Origin of the sequence: Micromonospora sp. DT15, assembly GCF_049841475.1 — a bacterium.
Lineage (GTDB): Bacteria > Actinomycetota > Actinomycetes > Mycobacteriales > Micromonosporaceae > Micromonospora.
Genome location: NZ_JBNCKJ010000004.1, coordinates 68,619 through 84,742, shown reverse-complemented (window position 1 = coordinate 84,742; position 16,124 = coordinate 68,619). Strand labels below are relative to the sequence as shown.

The 16,124-nt window shown below is 67.1% G+C and carries 18 protein-coding genes and 1 other RNA gene; 5 read left to right on the top strand and 14 right to left on the bottom strand.

Annotated elements, in window-relative coordinates; all coding sequences use genetic code 11:
- Positions 1–59: 59 nt before the first annotated feature.
- Positions 60–326 (bottom strand): hypothetical protein, encoded by a 267-nt coding sequence (locus tag ACLQ3F_RS10645; protein ID WP_328652709.1) that lies wholly within the window; start codon positions 324–326, stop codon positions 60–62.
- Positions 323–589: a hypothetical protein gene (locus tag ACLQ3F_RS10640; protein ID WP_425848717.1), complete on the bottom strand. Its 267-nt coding sequence runs from the start codon at positions 587–589 to the stop codon at positions 323–325. Before ACLQ3F_RS10640 ends, ACLQ3F_RS10645 begins: the two co-directional genes overlap by 4 nt.
- Positions 590–862: 273 nt before the next feature.
- Here ACLQ3F_RS10640 and ACLQ3F_RS10635 point away from each other — a divergent pair, with 273 nt between their 5' ends.
- A complete protein-coding gene (locus ACLQ3F_RS10635) occupies positions 863–1,669 on the top strand; it encodes a helix-turn-helix domain-containing protein (RefSeq protein WP_425848324.1) in 807 nt (268 codons plus the stop codon).
- Positions 1,656–1,847, top strand: coding sequence for a DUF397 domain-containing protein (locus ACLQ3F_RS10630; protein WP_425848322.1), 192 nt, complete (start codon positions 1,656–1,658; stop codon positions 1,845–1,847). Before ACLQ3F_RS10635 ends, ACLQ3F_RS10630 begins: the two co-directional genes overlap by 14 nt.
- A 1,413-nt stretch (positions 1,848–3,260) precedes the next feature.
- Here the strand turns inward: ACLQ3F_RS10630 and ACLQ3F_RS10625 are convergent.
- The 5 genes from ACLQ3F_RS10625 to rnpB form a co-directional block, all read right to left on the bottom strand.
- Positions 3,261–3,746 carry a hypothetical protein gene (locus ACLQ3F_RS10625; protein ID WP_425848320.1) on the bottom strand — a complete coding sequence of 162 codons (486 nt, stop codon included), beginning with the start codon at positions 3,744–3,746 and terminating at the stop codon, positions 3,261–3,263.
- A complete protein-coding gene (locus ACLQ3F_RS10620) occupies positions 3,721–4,560 on the bottom strand; it encodes a hypothetical protein (RefSeq protein ID WP_425848319.1) in 840 nt (279 codons plus the stop codon). The genes ACLQ3F_RS10625 and ACLQ3F_RS10620 overlap by 26 nt, the downstream gene beginning before the upstream one ends.
- The gene (locus tag ACLQ3F_RS10615) at positions 4,506–5,252 is read right to left on the bottom strand and encodes a hypothetical protein (RefSeq protein ID WP_425848318.1); all 747 of its coding nucleotides are present in this window, start codon (positions 5,250–5,252) and stop codon (positions 4,506–4,508) included. The genes ACLQ3F_RS10620 and ACLQ3F_RS10615 overlap by 55 nt, the downstream gene beginning before the upstream one ends.
- Positions 5,253–5,543: 291 nt before the next feature.
- Entirely contained in the window at positions 5,544–5,759 is a 216-nt protein-coding gene (locus ACLQ3F_RS10610; protein ID WP_244220408.1) for a hypothetical protein, read from the bottom strand.
- Positions 5,760–6,145: 386 nt separating this feature from the next.
- An RNA gene (rnpB, locus tag ACLQ3F_RS10605) (RNase P RNA component class A) lies at positions 6,146–6,561 on the bottom strand.
- 127 nt (positions 6,562–6,688) lie between these two features.
- Between rnpB and ACLQ3F_RS10600 the strand changes: the two genes are divergently transcribed.
- A complete protein-coding gene (locus ACLQ3F_RS10600; RefSeq protein WP_425848316.1) occupies positions 6,689–7,450 on the top strand; it encodes a sulfite exporter TauE/SafE family protein in 762 nt (253 codons plus the stop codon).
- Positions 7,451–7,603: 153 nt separating this feature from the next.
- Here the strand turns inward: ACLQ3F_RS10600 and ACLQ3F_RS10595 are convergent, their stop codons facing one another.
- Positions 7,604–8,836, bottom strand: a complete 1,233-nt coding sequence (locus tag ACLQ3F_RS10595; protein WP_425848315.1) for an MFS transporter — start codon at positions 8,834–8,836, stop codon at positions 7,604–7,606.
- Positions 8,837–8,890: 54 nt separating this feature from the next.
- On the opposite strand from ACLQ3F_RS10595, the gene ACLQ3F_RS10590 reads away from it, so the two are divergent.
- On the top strand, positions 8,891–9,352 hold the full coding sequence (locus ACLQ3F_RS10590) for a MarR family winged helix-turn-helix transcriptional regulator (protein ID WP_425848314.1): 462 nt from the start codon (positions 8,891–8,893) through the stop codon (positions 9,350–9,352).
- A 212-nt stretch (positions 9,353–9,564) separates the two neighbouring features.
- Here ACLQ3F_RS10590 and ACLQ3F_RS10585 read toward each other — a convergent pair whose 3' ends face one another.
- Positions 9,565–10,455 carry an NmrA/HSCARG family protein gene (locus ACLQ3F_RS10585; RefSeq protein WP_425848313.1) on the bottom strand — a complete coding sequence of 297 codons (891 nt, stop codon included), beginning with the start codon at positions 10,453–10,455 and terminating at the stop codon, positions 9,565–9,567.
- An 85-nt stretch (positions 10,456–10,540) separates the two neighbouring features.
- Between ACLQ3F_RS10585 and ACLQ3F_RS10580 the strand changes: the two genes are divergently transcribed.
- On the top strand, positions 10,541–11,086 hold the full coding sequence (locus ACLQ3F_RS10580) for a TetR/AcrR family transcriptional regulator (RefSeq protein WP_425848311.1): 546 nt from the start codon (positions 10,541–10,543) through the stop codon (positions 11,084–11,086).
- Positions 11,087–11,248: 162 nt separating this feature from the next.
- Here the strand turns inward: ACLQ3F_RS10580 and mctP are convergent, their stop codons facing one another.
- The 5 genes from mctP to ACLQ3F_RS10555 all read right to left on the bottom strand — a co-directional run bounded on the left by mctP (position 11,249) and on the right by ACLQ3F_RS10555 (position 16,027).
- The gene (gene mctP / locus ACLQ3F_RS10575; RefSeq protein ID WP_393222397.1) at positions 11,249–12,898 is read right to left on the bottom strand and encodes a monocarboxylate uptake permease MctP; all 1,650 of its coding nucleotides are present in this window, start codon (positions 12,896–12,898) and stop codon (positions 11,249–11,251) included.
- Positions 12,898–13,140, bottom strand: a complete 243-nt coding sequence (locus ACLQ3F_RS10570) for a DUF3311 domain-containing protein (RefSeq protein ID WP_238680505.1) — start codon at positions 13,138–13,140, stop codon at positions 12,898–12,900. The genes mctP and ACLQ3F_RS10570 overlap by 1 nt, the downstream gene beginning before the upstream one ends.
- 153 nt (positions 13,141–13,293) lie before the next feature.
- A complete protein-coding gene (locus tag ACLQ3F_RS10565) occupies positions 13,294–14,460 on the bottom strand; it encodes a bifunctional RNase H/acid phosphatase (RefSeq protein WP_425848308.1) in 1,167 nt (388 codons plus the stop codon).
- Positions 14,461–14,463: 3 nt separating this feature from the next.
- Positions 14,464–15,201, bottom strand: a complete 738-nt coding sequence (locus tag ACLQ3F_RS10560; protein WP_425848306.1) for a zinc ribbon domain-containing protein — start codon at positions 15,199–15,201, stop codon at positions 14,464–14,466.
- Complete coding sequence (locus tag ACLQ3F_RS10555; protein ID WP_425848715.1) at positions 15,191–16,027, bottom strand: Nif3-like dinuclear metal center hexameric protein; 837 nt, start codon at positions 16,025–16,027, stop codon at positions 15,191–15,193. The genes ACLQ3F_RS10560 and ACLQ3F_RS10555 overlap by 11 nt, the downstream gene beginning before the upstream one ends.
- Positions 16,028–16,124: the final 97 nt, after the last annotated feature.

Sequence of the window (16,124 nt, the reverse complement as noted above, 5' to 3'; positions counted from 1 at the left end):
GGATCCGGACACCGGCCGGGTGGGGCAACCCACCCGGCCGGTTCGTTGCCTGGCTGGGCTCAGCGTCGGTGGGGCCGGCGGGCCAGCGACAGCCAGCCGAGGAACCTGGCGTGCATCGCGGGCAGGTCCGGGCACAGCCCCAGGCCGTACACGTCGTCGATCGCCTCCTGCATCGACGCGGCCAGGTAGAACGCCAGCGCGATCGAATGGCCGTAGAACTCGGTCACGAGAGCGAGCTGCGCCGGGCCGCACGGCCAGGGCGCGGCGCAGTTGCGGCACCGCCACGCCGGGCGCATCGGCAGGTGCGGGCGAGGGCGCGCGGTCATCCGACTCGCACCGGACGCCGTCGGCGTTTGGCTGGCCTGGTCGGTTTGACGGGCAGGGCTTGCAAGCGCACGCCCGCACGCATCACGTACAGCTCGCGCCGCGCCACCGCGTCGCCGGCCGCGTTCAGCTGGTAACCCTCAATCCAGACCCAACCGTCGTACGTGTGCCGCTCGGGCAGCTCGCGGATGACCCGTACGAAGATCGGGCGCAGGAACTGCACGCTCGCCGCGGTGGTCAGGAGGACCACGTCGCCGGCCTTCATCTTCCCGATCTTCTCGGGTTTGTCGTCGGGCACGGTCTCCCCTTGGTGCCGTTGGGAAGGGGCCGCTCCCGTGAGTGCTCGCCCGTCGGGAGCAGCCCCGCTACGAACGCGACCGCCGGATCTGGTGGGCCTGCCAGCTGCGCCGCTTGGTGACACTCTGCTGTGGAGGCCACTACGCTCGGAAGGTGGTTCCGGCGTCCGGGCTGACCTGGCCTAACAGGGTCCCGACGTGTGGCACCTCGGGTAGTCGATCTTTGAGTTGAGGGGCGTTGTATGGCTGACGTACCAGGGCCGTTATCGGCGTTCATCGTTGGCGAGATCCGCCGCGCCCGAGGGGCTTCCGGCATGACGCAAGAGTCCTTCGGCCGCGCTGCGGGCTTCAGTGCCTCCCATGTCAGTGCCGTGGAGAGCGGCACGCGAGCGCTGACGATCGACTTCATCAAGGGTGCCGATCGAGGGCTCAACAACGGTGGGCTCTTCGAGCGCCTGGCGACGAAGTTCGGCGCACCGTCGTGGTTCCTGCCCTGGCTGGACGCTGAGCGCGAAGCGACACAGCTTCGCTACTTCGAGCCCAACCTGATTCCCGGTCTACTACAGGTGGAGCACTACGCCCGTACCGTCCTGCGAACAGTCGAAAGCCTCACCGATGACGAGGTTGAGCAGCGCGTGCAGGGGCGCATGAGCCGGCAGGCGATCCTGACCGGAGAGCGTCGGCCGCAGTTCGTCGCCGTGCTGGACGAAGCCGCGATCCGGCGCACGGGTGATGGTCTGGGCGGGATCATGGCCCAGCAGGTGGCTCACCTGGTGGCGATGGGCGAGCTTCCGCACGTTCACGTCCACGTCATCCCGATCGGCAGCGGCCTGCACATCGGGCTGTCCGGACCGTTCGCGCTGGCTCGGTCCAGCGAGGGCGTGTGGGTCGGCCACCTCGAAAACCAGCTTGGCGGGGACGTCATCGACAAGGACGATGATGTAGCTACGCTTCAGGCAAGGTGGGAGAGCGTCCGGAACGAGGCTCTACCGCGCCGGCAGTCCATCGACCTGCTGAAGGAAGTTGAGAGCCATCATGGACCTCAGTAACGCCCGGTGGCGCAAGTCCACCCGCAGCGGCGCGAGCGGCGGGAACTGCGTCGAGGTGGCAAGCAACCTGCCCGGTGTTGTGGCCGTGCGCGACTCGAAGGACGTCTCCGGACCGGCACTGATCTTCGCCCCCGCTGCTTGGGCGGCGTTCGTCGCCCAGGTCACCGAGCGACCGTAACCGACGCAACGCCAACTTCGCACGCTCCGGGAAGCCCGGCCTGTGGCAAGCGACCACGTCGGCTTCGGCATCGGGCGGTCAACCACCGCCGGAACGCCCACCTGCCGATCCTCAAACAGTTGAGGCGGCAGTCTCATCGGCCTGATCAGCGGTGCCAGCCCGGATCGCACATGCCGTTGCAACTTGAAAGGCGCGGCGCGTCACCGTCATGCCTCGGCCCCCGCACCCGCCGAACCATCCCACGATGATCTCTTGGAACCTTTGATGCACGCGGACGACTCACCTACGTTGACCGCCTCGACTTCCGCCGAGGCAACATTCTGAGGCGCCGCCGCATCAGAGGCTGGGAATGGTTGGGCCTGACTCGCAGGCGTGGCCACCAATAGCTGCGCCGGGTAAGCGGAGACCTAGCGCGAAGTCCCCAGCACAGCTAAAATGCTTACTCGCCGCGAGGTCAACTCGACCAAAGCCTTCGTAGGGCATCCCGCACTCGGCGTTTCAGGGCTCCACCGGCCTTCTCCTCAGAAGCCGCCTTCAACGGTCGAGGCAGAGACTTGGCTTGTATTCGCTCCAAGCGACGCAGGACCCGGTTTGCTTCCCCTCTAAGATGACTGCCGAAATGCAGACATCTCTTGCGGTAATTCATCCAGCAAAGTAGCGGCGCGGCAAGTCCGCCGCATATCCCTGCAAAGATCAAGGCAGCGAGGACCCCAGTCGCCCATGGACTATCCGGCAGCCCTCTAGTGGCGATGTTCGAACCTATCACCCATACGGTGAAAGCTGGTGCACCGTACAATATCGCAACAAAGGCGCGGTCACCTTGGTCCCGCAGTCTCCCGCTTACCCAAGACTTGAAGTCAACCCTGCCTCGACAGTCGGACAGACGCGCTCCTGCGCTTCGGAGTCGACGAACCTCGGGTATGAGCAGAATTAACTGATCAGACGTGACGAATGGATCGTCCAAGGCGGTTGAAATACGTGCGAGGCGCAGCAACACCCAGCGCGACCTGCTCAGGTTTTTACTAGAGTTAGTTATCACCGCGAAGCCAATCCACCACGCCATAGGAAGGCTGAGAATCGTCAATGTAACACCAGTCGCAAGGACATCCGCATTGCTGCCGCTAGTGGTCAGGTTGACTCCGATGCCCGCCATGATAGCGACGAAGACTGAAAAACCCGGTAGAGTTATGGCCGATCTAACATACTCTGGATCATAGGCGTGCAGCCGATAAACTTCGCTGGCCATGTTGCGCAGGACGAAATACTCGGTTGTTTGATAGATAAATGCGAAGGCCCCATATGCGAGGGACATCATTCCAACCATAGCCGGTATTGCGAAAAGCGCGTTGAAGAAGGATAGCACCCGCTTACCTCAGATATGCGATATTGTTGAATAGGTGCCAGGTCAGGTCGTTAATCGTATTCCAAAACTCCCTTATTTATTTGATCCTGGGCGCGCTTGAAGAAGCGGTCAGATACGACCTCGTTCATAGCGATGATTGCAAAGTACTCCTCGCGAAGCTCTCGGATGATCCGTTCGGTGGCATCGCTCTCTCGCCCCGGAGCGAGCACCATCTCGAGGCGGACTCTATGGCGTAGAGCCGTCAGTCTTTTTGCAGAATCCTTGAGCGAATCCGCCCTTTTCCCAGCACCCAAGAACGTAGCAGTCGCCACCACTGCACTTGCTACCGCACCCAAGGCGCTTAACTGCCTAGGCTGGTTAAACGCGACTAGCAACGACGCAAGAGCACTGACCACGGCAGGCCCGAAGACCACACCTTTGCCCCAGAGCTCTGCTGATTTAGCAGCGTTGAAATACGTCAGGGAAGAATAATTGCAGTCCTCATAAAGTCGCGCATACTCCTTCTCAAGTTCAGCGCGGAGATCTGATGCGTCCATACGGGAACCTACCTGTCGTCGGGACTGGGAGCCTTCCGGGGCTTGTCTTCAGGAAATCAGCTATAAGGCGAAGCTCTGGGGATGATCTAGAGACCAGGTTCAGCATCTCCTGCTCAGAGTTCCCTGCTTCGTAGCAGGCGACTAGGAGTGCCCTCCGAACCTTCGGGTCTCGCTCATCCTTGAACTGGCTTCTCAGCCATATGCCGTAGGTTGAGCCCCCGAAAAGCCCTAGGTATCGGGCGGCGAATTCTCTCACGAAGCCGGCGGTATTTCGGTCTATCAGCAATTGCCACGCCGCTTTGAGGGCCGACTCATCAACTACCTGGTTCCTTATCAGGTAGAGGAGTACGTGCTGCTGAGCGAATGGATAGAAGGAGAGCTTGCTATTTGAAATAAAGTCGGCAACGCGAGCGCCGTAGTGGAATTTCTCATGGAAAATTCCGAGATAGGAGAGGGCTTCTCGGCTGGCATGAGGAACAGAGCCAATGTTCTCTAGAACCCAGGAGACGGCGTAATCGTCCCGCAGCGAACCGAGCTTGGTGAGGCTGTACGTGAAGTCGCGCTTGTCGACAACGCCACTCAAAACGGCATCGTCGAAGAAGCCTCGGAGTTCAGCACGAGTCTCGGACCTACCTGTAGCAATACCGTAATTTATTGCGTTCTTCCTGACGTCCGAGAGCTCGTTAGCAATATCGCTACTCGATATTATCGCCGTCTTGGATCCCGCGAGTACCAGCCGACGACCACGGAGAGTTCTACCTATCTCCAAGATGATTTGCCGGAGGGACATCCAGTCCTCACCAAAGAGGAGCATATCGTCCGAGTACCGAAAGTGGGTGATGCCCTCGCGATGCAGGATTTGGTCAACGGGAAGGAGGTACAAATTGGCCAAAACTCCAGTGACATCGAATCCTGCGGAAGCCCCCAAACGTTGTTCAATTCATTAAATGATTTCAGAAAGATTTCGATAGTTTCAAAGGCCCACTTGGGAGGACCCAAAGCATCTAACTCGCGGAGCACTATCGCCAAGTCGATATTCTCGTAGAATGCAGATACATCCGTGCGCGCCATCTGTAGATGAGGATTCGCCCGATGAAAGCTTGCGGCCTCGTCATGCATCTTCATCCAGCGGGCGACCGGTGCATAGAGTCGCTTATCCCACGCGAGCCACCTATGACTGAAAACGGCATGCGACATTTGGCTGTCGATTTTCTCGATTATCGAAAGAACCGCAGCCTCATACATCAGACGGCTTTCGAGGCTCACCCGCGCAAGGGGACGCACAAGTAACTCATTCTTGGGCAGCTCGATGACTTCGAGGTCCGCTGGCCGCGTATCACCGCTAAGGATGCGTTGGGCCAGAGCCTCGCGCTGAACTGGCCACGCGTGCCGCATATCGGCAAACGCAATGGGATCAGGCAGGTCGAGATCGCCGGAGGATGCACCGACGTGCGACCAGGCTAGATCTAAGAACTCGGCAGGGCTTGCGTCATCCCCAGTTGCCATGGCCCGGAACTCTACATCGCCGTCCGCGGTTCCACGCATGGCTACTACGCGATACTTCTCCGCGATTATGCGTTTCGCAGGGATTTGCCCGGCCGGAAGCCTAAGGGATTGCCGCATGGGGCAGCGCCGCAGTCGGCAATCTGACTGCCGAATAGCTCTGTCCTTTATCAAGGCACCGCGCTCCGCGAGGTGCGGGGCGGCAAGCCCGGCCGGCGGCAAGCCGCCCGGCCGCCTACGGCGCCGGGGCGGTGAGCCACCGACAGCCGCCCGGACACCGCCCACGGTCGGATCTCAGCTCAGCGCGAGCTCGTCTGGGAAGCGCTCGTGAAGCGCGACGACCACATGCCGCAGACAGTAATCGAGGCTGTGGCCGTCGACCCTTATCGCCGCACCATCGAGCCGCTGACCCGAGATCACCACGGTCCAGGGCTTGCGCTCCCGCTCCCCATCAATCTTGACCAGCCCGACCAGACCCATCTCCCCCAGGTGCTCCAGCAACTCCGGCACACACTCATCCCACCTCATCCACGAATGGGACCACCAATACCGCTACGGAAACCAGCGGGGTCGGCCTGGTCGTGCGTCGGGGCTTTCGTCCGCCGCGCCAGTCCAACCCCGTGACTGGCTTGCCACCGGATCACCGGGTCGCGGCACCAGCTCCACCACCAGGACGTACCCGCCGCCCCCAAGCCGGAACCGTCGGGCGCGGGTCAGGAGACGGCCCACGGCGGCACAGCCAACCCGACCCGAGAAGAGGTAACTGAGCCGACGCTCAGGGCGTCTCCAGGGCGTCAGGGCGTCAAACGCCGCACGATGTTGACCAAGAACGACCATCGGCACCCGAACATAGAACCAGCTCAGAGCCATGGTCGCGGCTCTGAGCTGGTGGGCGACGGACGAATCGACCTGTACGCCGGATTCTGTGCGCGGCGCGTACCCCGAGGGGTTTGCGCCGGCGGCGGCCATCCATCTCGGCCTGCCGTTGCCGGCAGGCTCCAGCGGCCTACCCGCAGACATCGGGCGGGCAGCCCTCAAGCGTCTGCGCCGGGTCGTCATCTTGCGGTGACGGCCCTTGCTTGGCCTTGCTCCGGGTGGGGTTTACCGAGCCACCCCGGTCACCCGGGGTGCTGGTGGGCTCTTACCCCACCGTTTCACCCTTACCGTCCCCGTTGGGGTCGGCGGTCTGTTTTCTGTGGCACTTTCCCGCGGGTCGCCCCGGGTTGCCGTTAACAACCACCCTGCCCTGTGGAGTCCGGACGTTCCTCGGCGGCGGGCCGAAGCCCGCCGACGCGGCCGCCCGGTCGACTCGTCCGTCGCGCTCTCATCCTAACGACGAGCGTGCTGCCGGTATTGCCGCCCCGCCCGGGCAAGATCGCGCTGCTCACGGACGATCCGGCGAATGCGTGCCGTAGGGCAACGGCTAGCCTCGTGGGGCTATGGATCTCTCCCACGCCGCGCTGCTGCTCGCCGCCGGTCTCGCCGCTGGCACTGTCAACGCGGTGGCCGGTGGCGGTTCGTTGATCACCTTCCCGGCGATGATCGCGATCGGGTTGCCCCCGGTGCCGGCGAACGTCAGCAACTCCGTCGCCGTCTTCCCCGGGTACCTGGCCAGCGTGGCGGGCAGCCGGCAGGACCTGCCGCGCCCCCGCGCGCTGGCCACGCTGGTGCCCACCACCATCGTGGGCACGATTCTCGGGGCGTTGCTGCTGCTGGCCACTCCGGCCCGCGCGTTCGAGCTGGTCGTACCCTTTCTGGTCCTCGGCGCGACAGCGGTCCTGGCCTTCCAGGACCCGCTGCGCCGGCTGGTCGGTCACCCTCGGGACCTGTCGCCACGCCGGCGGACGATCGCGGTGCAGACCATGGTCGGGCTCGGCGCGGTGTACGGCGGTTACTTCGGTGCGGCGCTCGGGGTGATGCTGGTGGCCGGGCTGGCCCTGGTGCTGGACGCGACACTGGCCCGGGTGAGCGCGATCAAGAACCTGCTCTCCGCGGTGGTGGGGTTGACGACGCTCGTGGTGTTCGCCCTGTTCGGCCCCTTGAACTGGGCGGCCGTCGCGGTGGTCGCGCCGGCCACCCTGATTGGGGGGTACGCGGGCGCCCGGCTCGTCCGTCGGCTGCCGCCGGTGGTGCTCAAGACGGTGATCGTGGTGTTCGGCACGACGATCGGCCTCTACCTGCTCTGGCGCGCCCTGAACTAAGGGCGCCCGGCCCGCAAACACCGACGCGCCGTCCAAGATCTACGCAACTTCAGGGAAAGTGCTGCCTCAACCGGCAGCGAGGCAGCAGTTTCCCCGAAACTGCGCGAATCTTGGGCGGCACATCGCGGAACGGCAGGGCCGGGACCGGGACGGTCAGTAGGCCTCGCCTACCGGTTCCTCGGCGGCGTGCTCGGTCTTCGCGGCGGCGCGGTTCCAGCGGGACCAGAGGACCCGCTCGCCGTAGCCGGCGGCCATCACGTGCGCGAAGGCCAGATAGACCAGCACGCCGACGGCGAGCACCCCGAAGCCGACCCAGAACGGCAGCGCCAGAGACTGCTCGGCGAGCTTGCCGGAGATGATCGGTGCCGGCGCGGCGGCGCCCCAGCGGACCAGATTGAACGCGCCGGTGGCGACGCGCCGGTCGCTGGAGCCGAGGCCGAGCGCCAGGTCGGTGAGGTTGGCGTTGGCCAGGCCCATGCAGAGTCCGGCGAGCACCAGCACCACGAGCGCCTCGGCGGTGCTGGTGGAGGTGGCGAAGAGGACCATGCAGACCAGCAGTCCGGCGATGGCCACGCCGACGGTCTGTACCGCGCCGATGCGGTGGGCCAGCCGGTGGCCGATCACCATGATGCCGGCGGCCAGGCCGAGACCCCAGCCGGTGAACGCGAGCCCCAGCGGGATGACGTCCAGGCCGAGGAAGAGCGGCGTGTAGCCGAGCACCACGAAGAACACGAAGTTGTACGCGGCGGTGACCACGCAGAGGGCGATGAACGCCGGCCGGCGGTAGGTGGCGAAGATCTGGCCGACGCGTACCGGTGCCTGCCGGTTGGTGGGCTCGCGGAGTTTGCGGGAGGCCACGCCGAGGGCGAGGACCATGAAGACACCGCAGACGAAGAACGGCAGCCTCCAACTGACCTCGCCGAGCAGGCCACCGATCAGCGGTCCGACGGCGAAGCCGAGGCCGAGGGCGGTCTCGAAGAGACCCACCACCCATTCCCTGTCGACGGCCAGGTTGACCAGCACCACCATGGCGGTGGCGAAGAACATCGCGTTGCCCAGTCCCCAGACGCCGCGCAGCACGGAGAGCTGCACGATGTTGTCGCTGAACGAGGCGAGGATCGCGGCGAGACCGACGACGGAGACGCCGGTGATGAGCACCGGTTTGAAGCCGAAGCGGCCGCTCGCGAGGGTCGCCGGGATCATGCCAAGGGCCATGACCGCGATGTACGCGGTGAACAGCAACTCGACCTGCCAGGCGGTGACGCCGATCGCCTCGCCGATGGCGGGCAGGATCGGGTCGACGACGGCGATGCCGGCGATGGCGAGAAAGGCCACCAGCGTGGTGGCGTAGATGGCACTGCGGTTCGGTTCGGAACGCCGATCCACTCCGACTCCTCAGATAGCTGTATCGTACAGGTACTTATTCTGTATCATACAGCTATGAGCGACGACCATGACGAGAGCGCCCTCGGCCGGATCGAGACCGAGGTGGCCCTGCTGATGCGTTTCGGCGAGGCCACCCGGCGGGCCACCGGCACCGCCGAGCACCGGGTGCTGGACCGCGCGGCGTACGTCATCCTGCGCCACCTGGCCGACGCCGGCCCGCAGAACGTCTCGGCGCTCGCCGCCCGGCTCAACCTGGACGGCTCGACAGTCACCCGACAGGTGTCCGCGCTTCAGCGCGACGGCCTGATCACCCGTACCCCGGACCCGTCCGACGGCCGCGGCACTGTCATCTCCCCCACCTCGACCGGTCTGCAACGGATGGCCGCCGTCCAGGCCGCCCGCACCCGGCTCTACGGGGACATGCTCGCCGACTGGACCACCGATGACCGGGAGACCCTGGCACGGCTGCTGGGCCGCCTCAACCAGGCCCTGGTGGACCGCAACCGCCGCCGCTGAGCGCGCCTGCCTTGACGTGGTGGCCCATCACCCCGTCCGGCCGCATTACAAGCCCCTCCCACCGCCAAGATCGCGCAAGATCCTGGTTGTAGTGGCCTGCTGCACGGCCCAACACCACTACAACAAGGATCGAGCGCGATCTTGGCGGTGAATCCGCCGAGCCGGTCCGGCCGCGTGACCCACACCCGGCGCGGGTCCGCGACCGCCGGTTCTCAGGAGAACGTTCGCCGCGCCCACGTGCGGAAGTCGGTGGTGGGCAGGCCGAGGGCGCGGGCCATCTCCGGACGGGCCGGGCTGCCGTTCTCGTTGATCTGCTCGACCGCCTTGACCATAGCGGGCAGCAGGCCGCGCTCGACGGCCTCCTGCGGGGTGAGCACGGGAGCGGTGATCTCCCGGCCGGTGACCTCGGTCAGGGTGGCCGCGACCTCGGTCATGGTGAGCAGGTCGCCGGCGAGTTCGACGTCCTGGCCGTGGAACTTCCCCGGGTTCGTGAACGCGATCGCCGCGGCCTCCCCGATGTCGTCGACGGCGATCCACGGCATCCGCGTGTCAGCGGCGAAGCCGGTGATGATGGTGCCGCTGGACCAGTCGCCGAAGAGGTAGGACCAGCCGACGAGGTTCTCCATGAAGGTCGAGGGCTTGAGGATGGTCCAGTGCGCGAAGCCAGCAGAGCGCACGATCTCGTCGATGGCCGCCTTGCTCTCCCAGTAGTGCCGGTCCCACCGGCCCTCGGCCCATCCGGGCTGGTTGCGGTGGTAGTCGCCGGCACCCGAGACGCTGCTGTGCACGACGTGCGACACACCGGCCCGGCGCGCCGCCTCAACGACGTTGCGGCCGCGGGTCACCTCGGCGTCGCCCTGCATGTCCGTCACGTCGGGGTACGGGATGGAGAAGAGGCCATCCATGCCGTCGGCCGCGGCGAACAGCGACTCCGCGTCGTCCAGGTCGCCGGTGACCAGTTCGGCGCCCCGATCCCGCAGAGCCTGGGCGCTGTCGGCGTCGGGATCACGGACCAGGGCACGGACCGGGACGCCCTTGTCGAGCAGTGCTCGGGCCGTGGCCCCGCCCTGCTTACCGGTCGCGCCGATGACGAGAACAGCCACGATGCCTCCTGAGAATAAGCGGGGTGATCCCCCACTTCCAGTCGGCTACGATACGGGGGACCACCCCACTTCTGCAAGGCGGGCCATGAGAGCTGACGCGCAGCGCAACTACGACCTCGTCGTCACGGCGGCCTCGGAGGCGATCGCCCGCGACGGCGCGTACGCCTCGCTGGAGGAGATCGCGCGATCCGCCGGGGTCGGTTCGGCGACCCTGCACCGGCACTTCCCCACCCGGTGGTCGCTGCTTCAGGCGGTCTTCCGCGGGTGCGTCCGCAACCTGGCGGCGCGTGCCGGAGATCTGCTCGCCGCGCCGGACGCCCTCGACGGGCTGACGACCTGGCTGCACGAGGTCACCGCGTACGCCACGGCAACCCGCGGCCTCGCGGAATCCCTCCTGAACGAGCCCCCCGAGGAGACCGAGGCCTGCGGTGCGATGCTCGTCTCCGCCGGTGAACCGCTGCTACGCCGAGCCATCGACGAGGGTTCGGTACGGCCCGACATCACCATGGCCGACCTGATGATCCTCGCCAACGGCATCTCACTCGCGGCGCAACCGATGGGCGCGCCCAAGGCGGAACAACTGCTGACCCTCGCCCTCAGGGGAATCGGGCCAGCGGGCAGGGGCGAGTAGCTCCACAAGGGCTCGTGAGGTTCAAGCATCGTCGATCATGGAGTTGTGGTGGGGGACGACTGCCGCGAACAGTCATCAACCAGGCACCACAACTCCATGATCGACGCGGAAAGGGCGGGCACGGACGGGCCGGGCGCGGAAGGGCCGGGGCCGGGGCCGGGGTTAGGCGACTGGTTCTCGGGTTGGGTCGGCGTCGCGTTCGGTGCCCGGGGTGACGCGGGGGTCGTCCTCGTCGGCGAAGTAGTCGTCCGGCTCGGTGCCGTCGACTCCTTCCTCGACCTTCGCGGCCCGCAGTGCCAGCGTCACCAGCGCCGCCACGGCCAGGTTGACCGCCACCGCCACGATGCCGACGTAGATCGTCTTGGTGGTGTCGAACCCGAACTCCGACAGCGGGAACGCGGAGCCGCCGAAGTGCTTCCGGGTCGGGCTGGCCACCTGGTAGAGCATCCACATCCCCAGCCCCATGCCGGCCACCCAGCCGACGATCAGGCCGGTGCGGTGGAACCAACGGGTGTAGAGGCCCAGCGCCACCGCCGGCAACGTCTGCAGGATGATCACGCCACCGATCAGTTGGAGGTCGATGGAGAACTGCGGGTCGAGGAAGACGATGCAGGCCACCGCGCCGACCTTGACCACCAGCGAGGTGATCTTCGAGACGTTCGCCTCCTGGGCCGGGGAGGCGTCCCGCTTCAGGTACTCCTTGTAGATGTTGCGGGTGAACAGGTTCGCCGCCGCGATCGACATGATCGCCGCGGGCACCAGCGCGCCGATGCCGATCGCCGCGTACGCGACACCGGCGAACCAGTCCGGGAACTGCTGGTCGAACAGCAACGGCACGACGGTGTTGCTGTCGACAGTGCCTTCCTTGGCGCCGGGCAGCGGCTTCACGCCGGCCGCGATGGCCATGTAGCCGAGCAGCGCGATCAACCCGAGCAGCAGGCTGTACGCGGGCAGCGCCGACATGTTCCGCTTGATCACGTCGCGGTTCCGGCTGGCCAGCACACCGGTGATGCTGTGCGGGTAGAGGAAGAGCGCCAACGCCGAGCCCAACGCCAGCGTCACGTACTGAAGCTGGTTGTTGCCGTTGAGCAGGATGCCGTCGTTCGGGTTGGGCGAGGCGTCGAACTTCGCGTCCGCGGCGGCGAAGATGTCACCCCAACCGCCCAGCTTGTACGGCAGGTAGATGACCGCCACCAGGATCACGATGTAGATCAAGCTGTCCTTGACGAACGCGATCAACGCGGGCGCGCGCAACCCCGACTGGTACGTGTAGGCGGCCAGGATGGCGAACGCGATGATGATCGGCAGGTGTCGGGCCAGCGCGTTGTCGCCGGTGACGCCCATCGTCTTGAGCACCGCCTCGATGCCGATCAACTGCAGCGCGATGTACGGCATGGTGGCCACGATGCCGGTGATCGCGATCAGCAGCGCCAGCACCGGCGAGTCGAACCGGTTGCGGACGAAGTCGGCCGGCGTGACGAACCCGTGCCGGTGCGACACCGACCAGAGCCGCACCAGCACCAGGAAGACCAGCGGGTAGATGACGATGGTGTACGGCACGGCGAAGAACCCGGCCGCGCCGGCACCGAACATCAACGCCGGCACCGCCACGAAGGTGTACGCGGTGTAGAGGTCACCGCCGACCAGGAACCAGGTGATCCAGCCGCCGAAGCTGCGCCCGCCCAGCCCCCACTCGTCCAGGTGCGCCATGTCCTTCGGTGCCCGCCACCGGGCCGCCACGAAGCCCATCACGCTGACCAGGAGGAACAGCAGGGTAAAGACGATGATCTCGGTGAGATGGTCGCGCCACATCAGGAACCACCCCGCTTCTTCGTCATCTGGTAGACCAACGTGGTGGTGCCGACGCCGAGCAGGATGAAGGCCAGTTGCAGCCAGTAGAAGCGCGGGAAGCCGAAGACCCGGGGCGAGTCGCCATTGAAGAACGCCGGGATCAGCGGCACCACGATGGGGATGAAGAGCAACCAGTTCCAGGGGCTGTGGTCCTTTGCCCTGGTCGGCGCCGTGGGCGGCGCCTCCGGTTCGGGTGCAGCCATCTGACACACCTCCGGGGAGTCGTGGCTCTCGATGCAACGGCCGGAGGCTATGGCTTTGTGATGGGCGTCACGTGACCCGTTCGGAAGGTGCTGCGCCGAACGGCTGGTGGCCTGCGCCGAACGGCGCAGGCCACCAGCCGAAGGGTGACCGCCTTAGAGGGCCGCGAGGTGGGCGGTGTCGTTGACAGTGCGCACCGCGACGCCGCCGTCCGGCCACATGTCGAACACCGAGATGCCGGCCGCGTCCAGGAAGAGCCGGTGCAGGAAGCCGTCGCCGGCTGCGAGGGCGTCACGCAGCACCAGCTTGATCGGCGAGACGTGCGAGACGACCACCACCGTCTCACCGGGGTACGCGGTGAGCAGCCCGCTGATGACGCGGTGCGCGCGTTCGGCGACCTGGGTGAACGACTCGCCGCCCGGCGGCGCGATCCGGGGTGAGGCGAGCCAGGCGTCCATCTCCCCCGGCCACTGTTGGCGCACCTCGGCGAAGGTGCGCCCCTCCCACTGGCCGAAGTCGCACTCGATCAGGTCGTCGTCGGTGCGGACCGGCACGTCACCGAGCGCCCCGGCGATCGACGCCGCAGTTGCCGTACACCGAGACAACGGTGAGCTGAGGACGGCCGCGACGGACGGGGCCAGCTCGGCCACCCGGGCGGCCGTCGCCTGCGCCTGGGCCCGGCCACGCTCGGAGAGCGGCACGTCGCCGCGCCCGGAGTAACGCCCCTGCTCGGTGTACGGGGTCTCGCCGTGCCGGACCAGGATGAGCCGGGTGGCGGTGAAGGTCGGCCGTGGCTCCCAGGAGGCCGGCGCGGTCGCCGGGTCGCTGCCGACGATCGGGGCGGCGGGCGTGGTCGAGGGCTGGCCGGCGGCCGCAGGACGGGCGGGGGCCGCGGACCCCGACGGACGACCCGCGGCGGCGTCCATGGCGGCGTTGGCGAGGGCGTCGGCGTGCCGGTTCTGCTCGCGCGGAATCCAGCTGAACCGGACCGCGCTGAACCGGCCCACCAGCGCGGCGGCCTGGGCGGCGAGGGGCCGCAGGCCGGGGTGCTTGATCTGCCACCGGCCGCACATCTGCTCGACCACCAGCTTGGAGTCCATCCGGACGTCCACCTCGGCGGCGCCCAGCTCGGCGGCGGCGGTCAACCCGGCGATGAGGCCCTGGTACTCGGCGACGTTGTTGGTGGCCGTACCGAGCGACTCGGAGCGCTCGGCGAGCACCTCGCCGGTCTCCGGGTCACGGACCACAGCGCCGTAGCCGGCGGGGCCGGGGTTGCCCCGGGATCCACCGTCGGCCTCGATGGAGACGACGCGCGGCGCCACGACCTACAGGCCCGACTCGTTGGTACGGACCATGATCCGCCGGCAGTCCTCGCAGCGGACCACGTCGTCGGGGGCAGCCTTGCGGATGCGGGCCAGGTCGGCGCCGGACAGGTCCAGGCGGCACCCGCCGCAGCGGCCCGCGGTGAGCAGCGCGGCACCCAACCCGGTGTCCTCGCGGATCTTGTCGTAGAGGTTGACCAGCTCGCTCGGGAGATCGCCGGCGAGCGGCTGACGCGCACCCCGCTTGAACTCCTCCTCCTTGGCGATCTCGGCCAGCGCCTCGTCGCGGCGCTGCTCGGTCGCGGCCCGCTTGTCCCGGGTCTCGGCCAGCCGCTGCTCCACGCCGTCCAGTACGCCCTGCGCGGTCTCCCGCTGCTCCATCAGCTCCAGCTCGGCGTCCTCCAGGTCGCCCTGGCGGCGCTTGAGCGAGACCAGCTCGTGCTGGAGCGCCTCCAGCTCGCGGGCCGGGCCGGTGCCGGCGGCCAGCCGGTTCTCGTCCTTCTCCTTGCGGGCCCGGACCTGCTCGACGTCCTTCTCCAACCGGGCGATGTCCCGGTCCAGGTCGTCCACCGCCACCTGGGCGCGAACCCGCTCGTCCTCCATCGACGACAGCTCCCGGGCCAGCGACTCCAGCTCGGCCCGCTCGGCAAGCGTTCGCCTGCGGTGGGCGAGCTGGGCGAGGTTGGTGTCGATCGCCTGGAGGTCGAGCAGGCGGCGCTGCACCTGAGGGTCAGCCTTCACGGTCGGGCTCCTTGTCGTCCACAACGGGTGCGGCGGCGTGCACGGTCCACGGGTCGGTGTCCAGGTCGGACACCAGCGTCTCGACGTCCAGCGCCTCCCTGAGGAAGGCGGCCAGGTCGTCCAGCCACGGTCGTTCGGTCGCCCAGTGGGCGGCGTCGATCAGGGCGGGACCATCGGCGGCGAGGTGCTCGCCGGCCGGGTGGTGCCGCAGGTCGGCGGTGAGGAACGCGTCCACCCCGGCGGCGGTCGCGGCGCCGAGGAAGCTGTCCCCCGACCCGCCGCTGACGGCGAGGGTACGAACCATACGCCCGGGATCCCCCGCCGCGCGAACTCCCCAGGACGTGACGGGGAGCACCGCCGCCGCGTGCCGGGTCAGCTCGGCGAGGGTCATCGGCTCGGGCAGTTCGCCGATCCGGCCGAAACCCCTGTCGTCGCCGTGGGCGGGCGAGCCGGGCGCGGGTCGTTGGAGTGGGCGCAGACCGGTGAGCCCGAAGCGGGCGGCGAGGGCGTCGGAGACGCCCGGGGAGGCCACGTCGGCGTTGGTGTGCGCCGCGTACAGCGCCGTCCCGGCCCGGATCAACCGGTGGATGATCCGCCCCTTGAATGTGGTCGCGGCGACCGACGACACCCCGCGCAGCAGCAGCGGGTGATGCGCGACGATCATGTCCGCTTCGGCGGCCAAGGCCTCGTCGACCGTCTCGGGCACCACGTCGACCACGCAGAGCACCCGGCGGACCGGAGCGGCCGGCTCACCGAGCACCAGGCCCACCCGGTCCCACTCCTCCGCCCAGACCGGCGGAAAGCGCCGTTCCAGCGCGGCCACCACGTCGCTGACTGTGGGGGCGGATCCGCTTGTGCTCACGGCGGGCCAGCTTACCGGCGTCGGGGCGGCCGGGCGGTGACACCCGGCCCGGCCGCGTCGG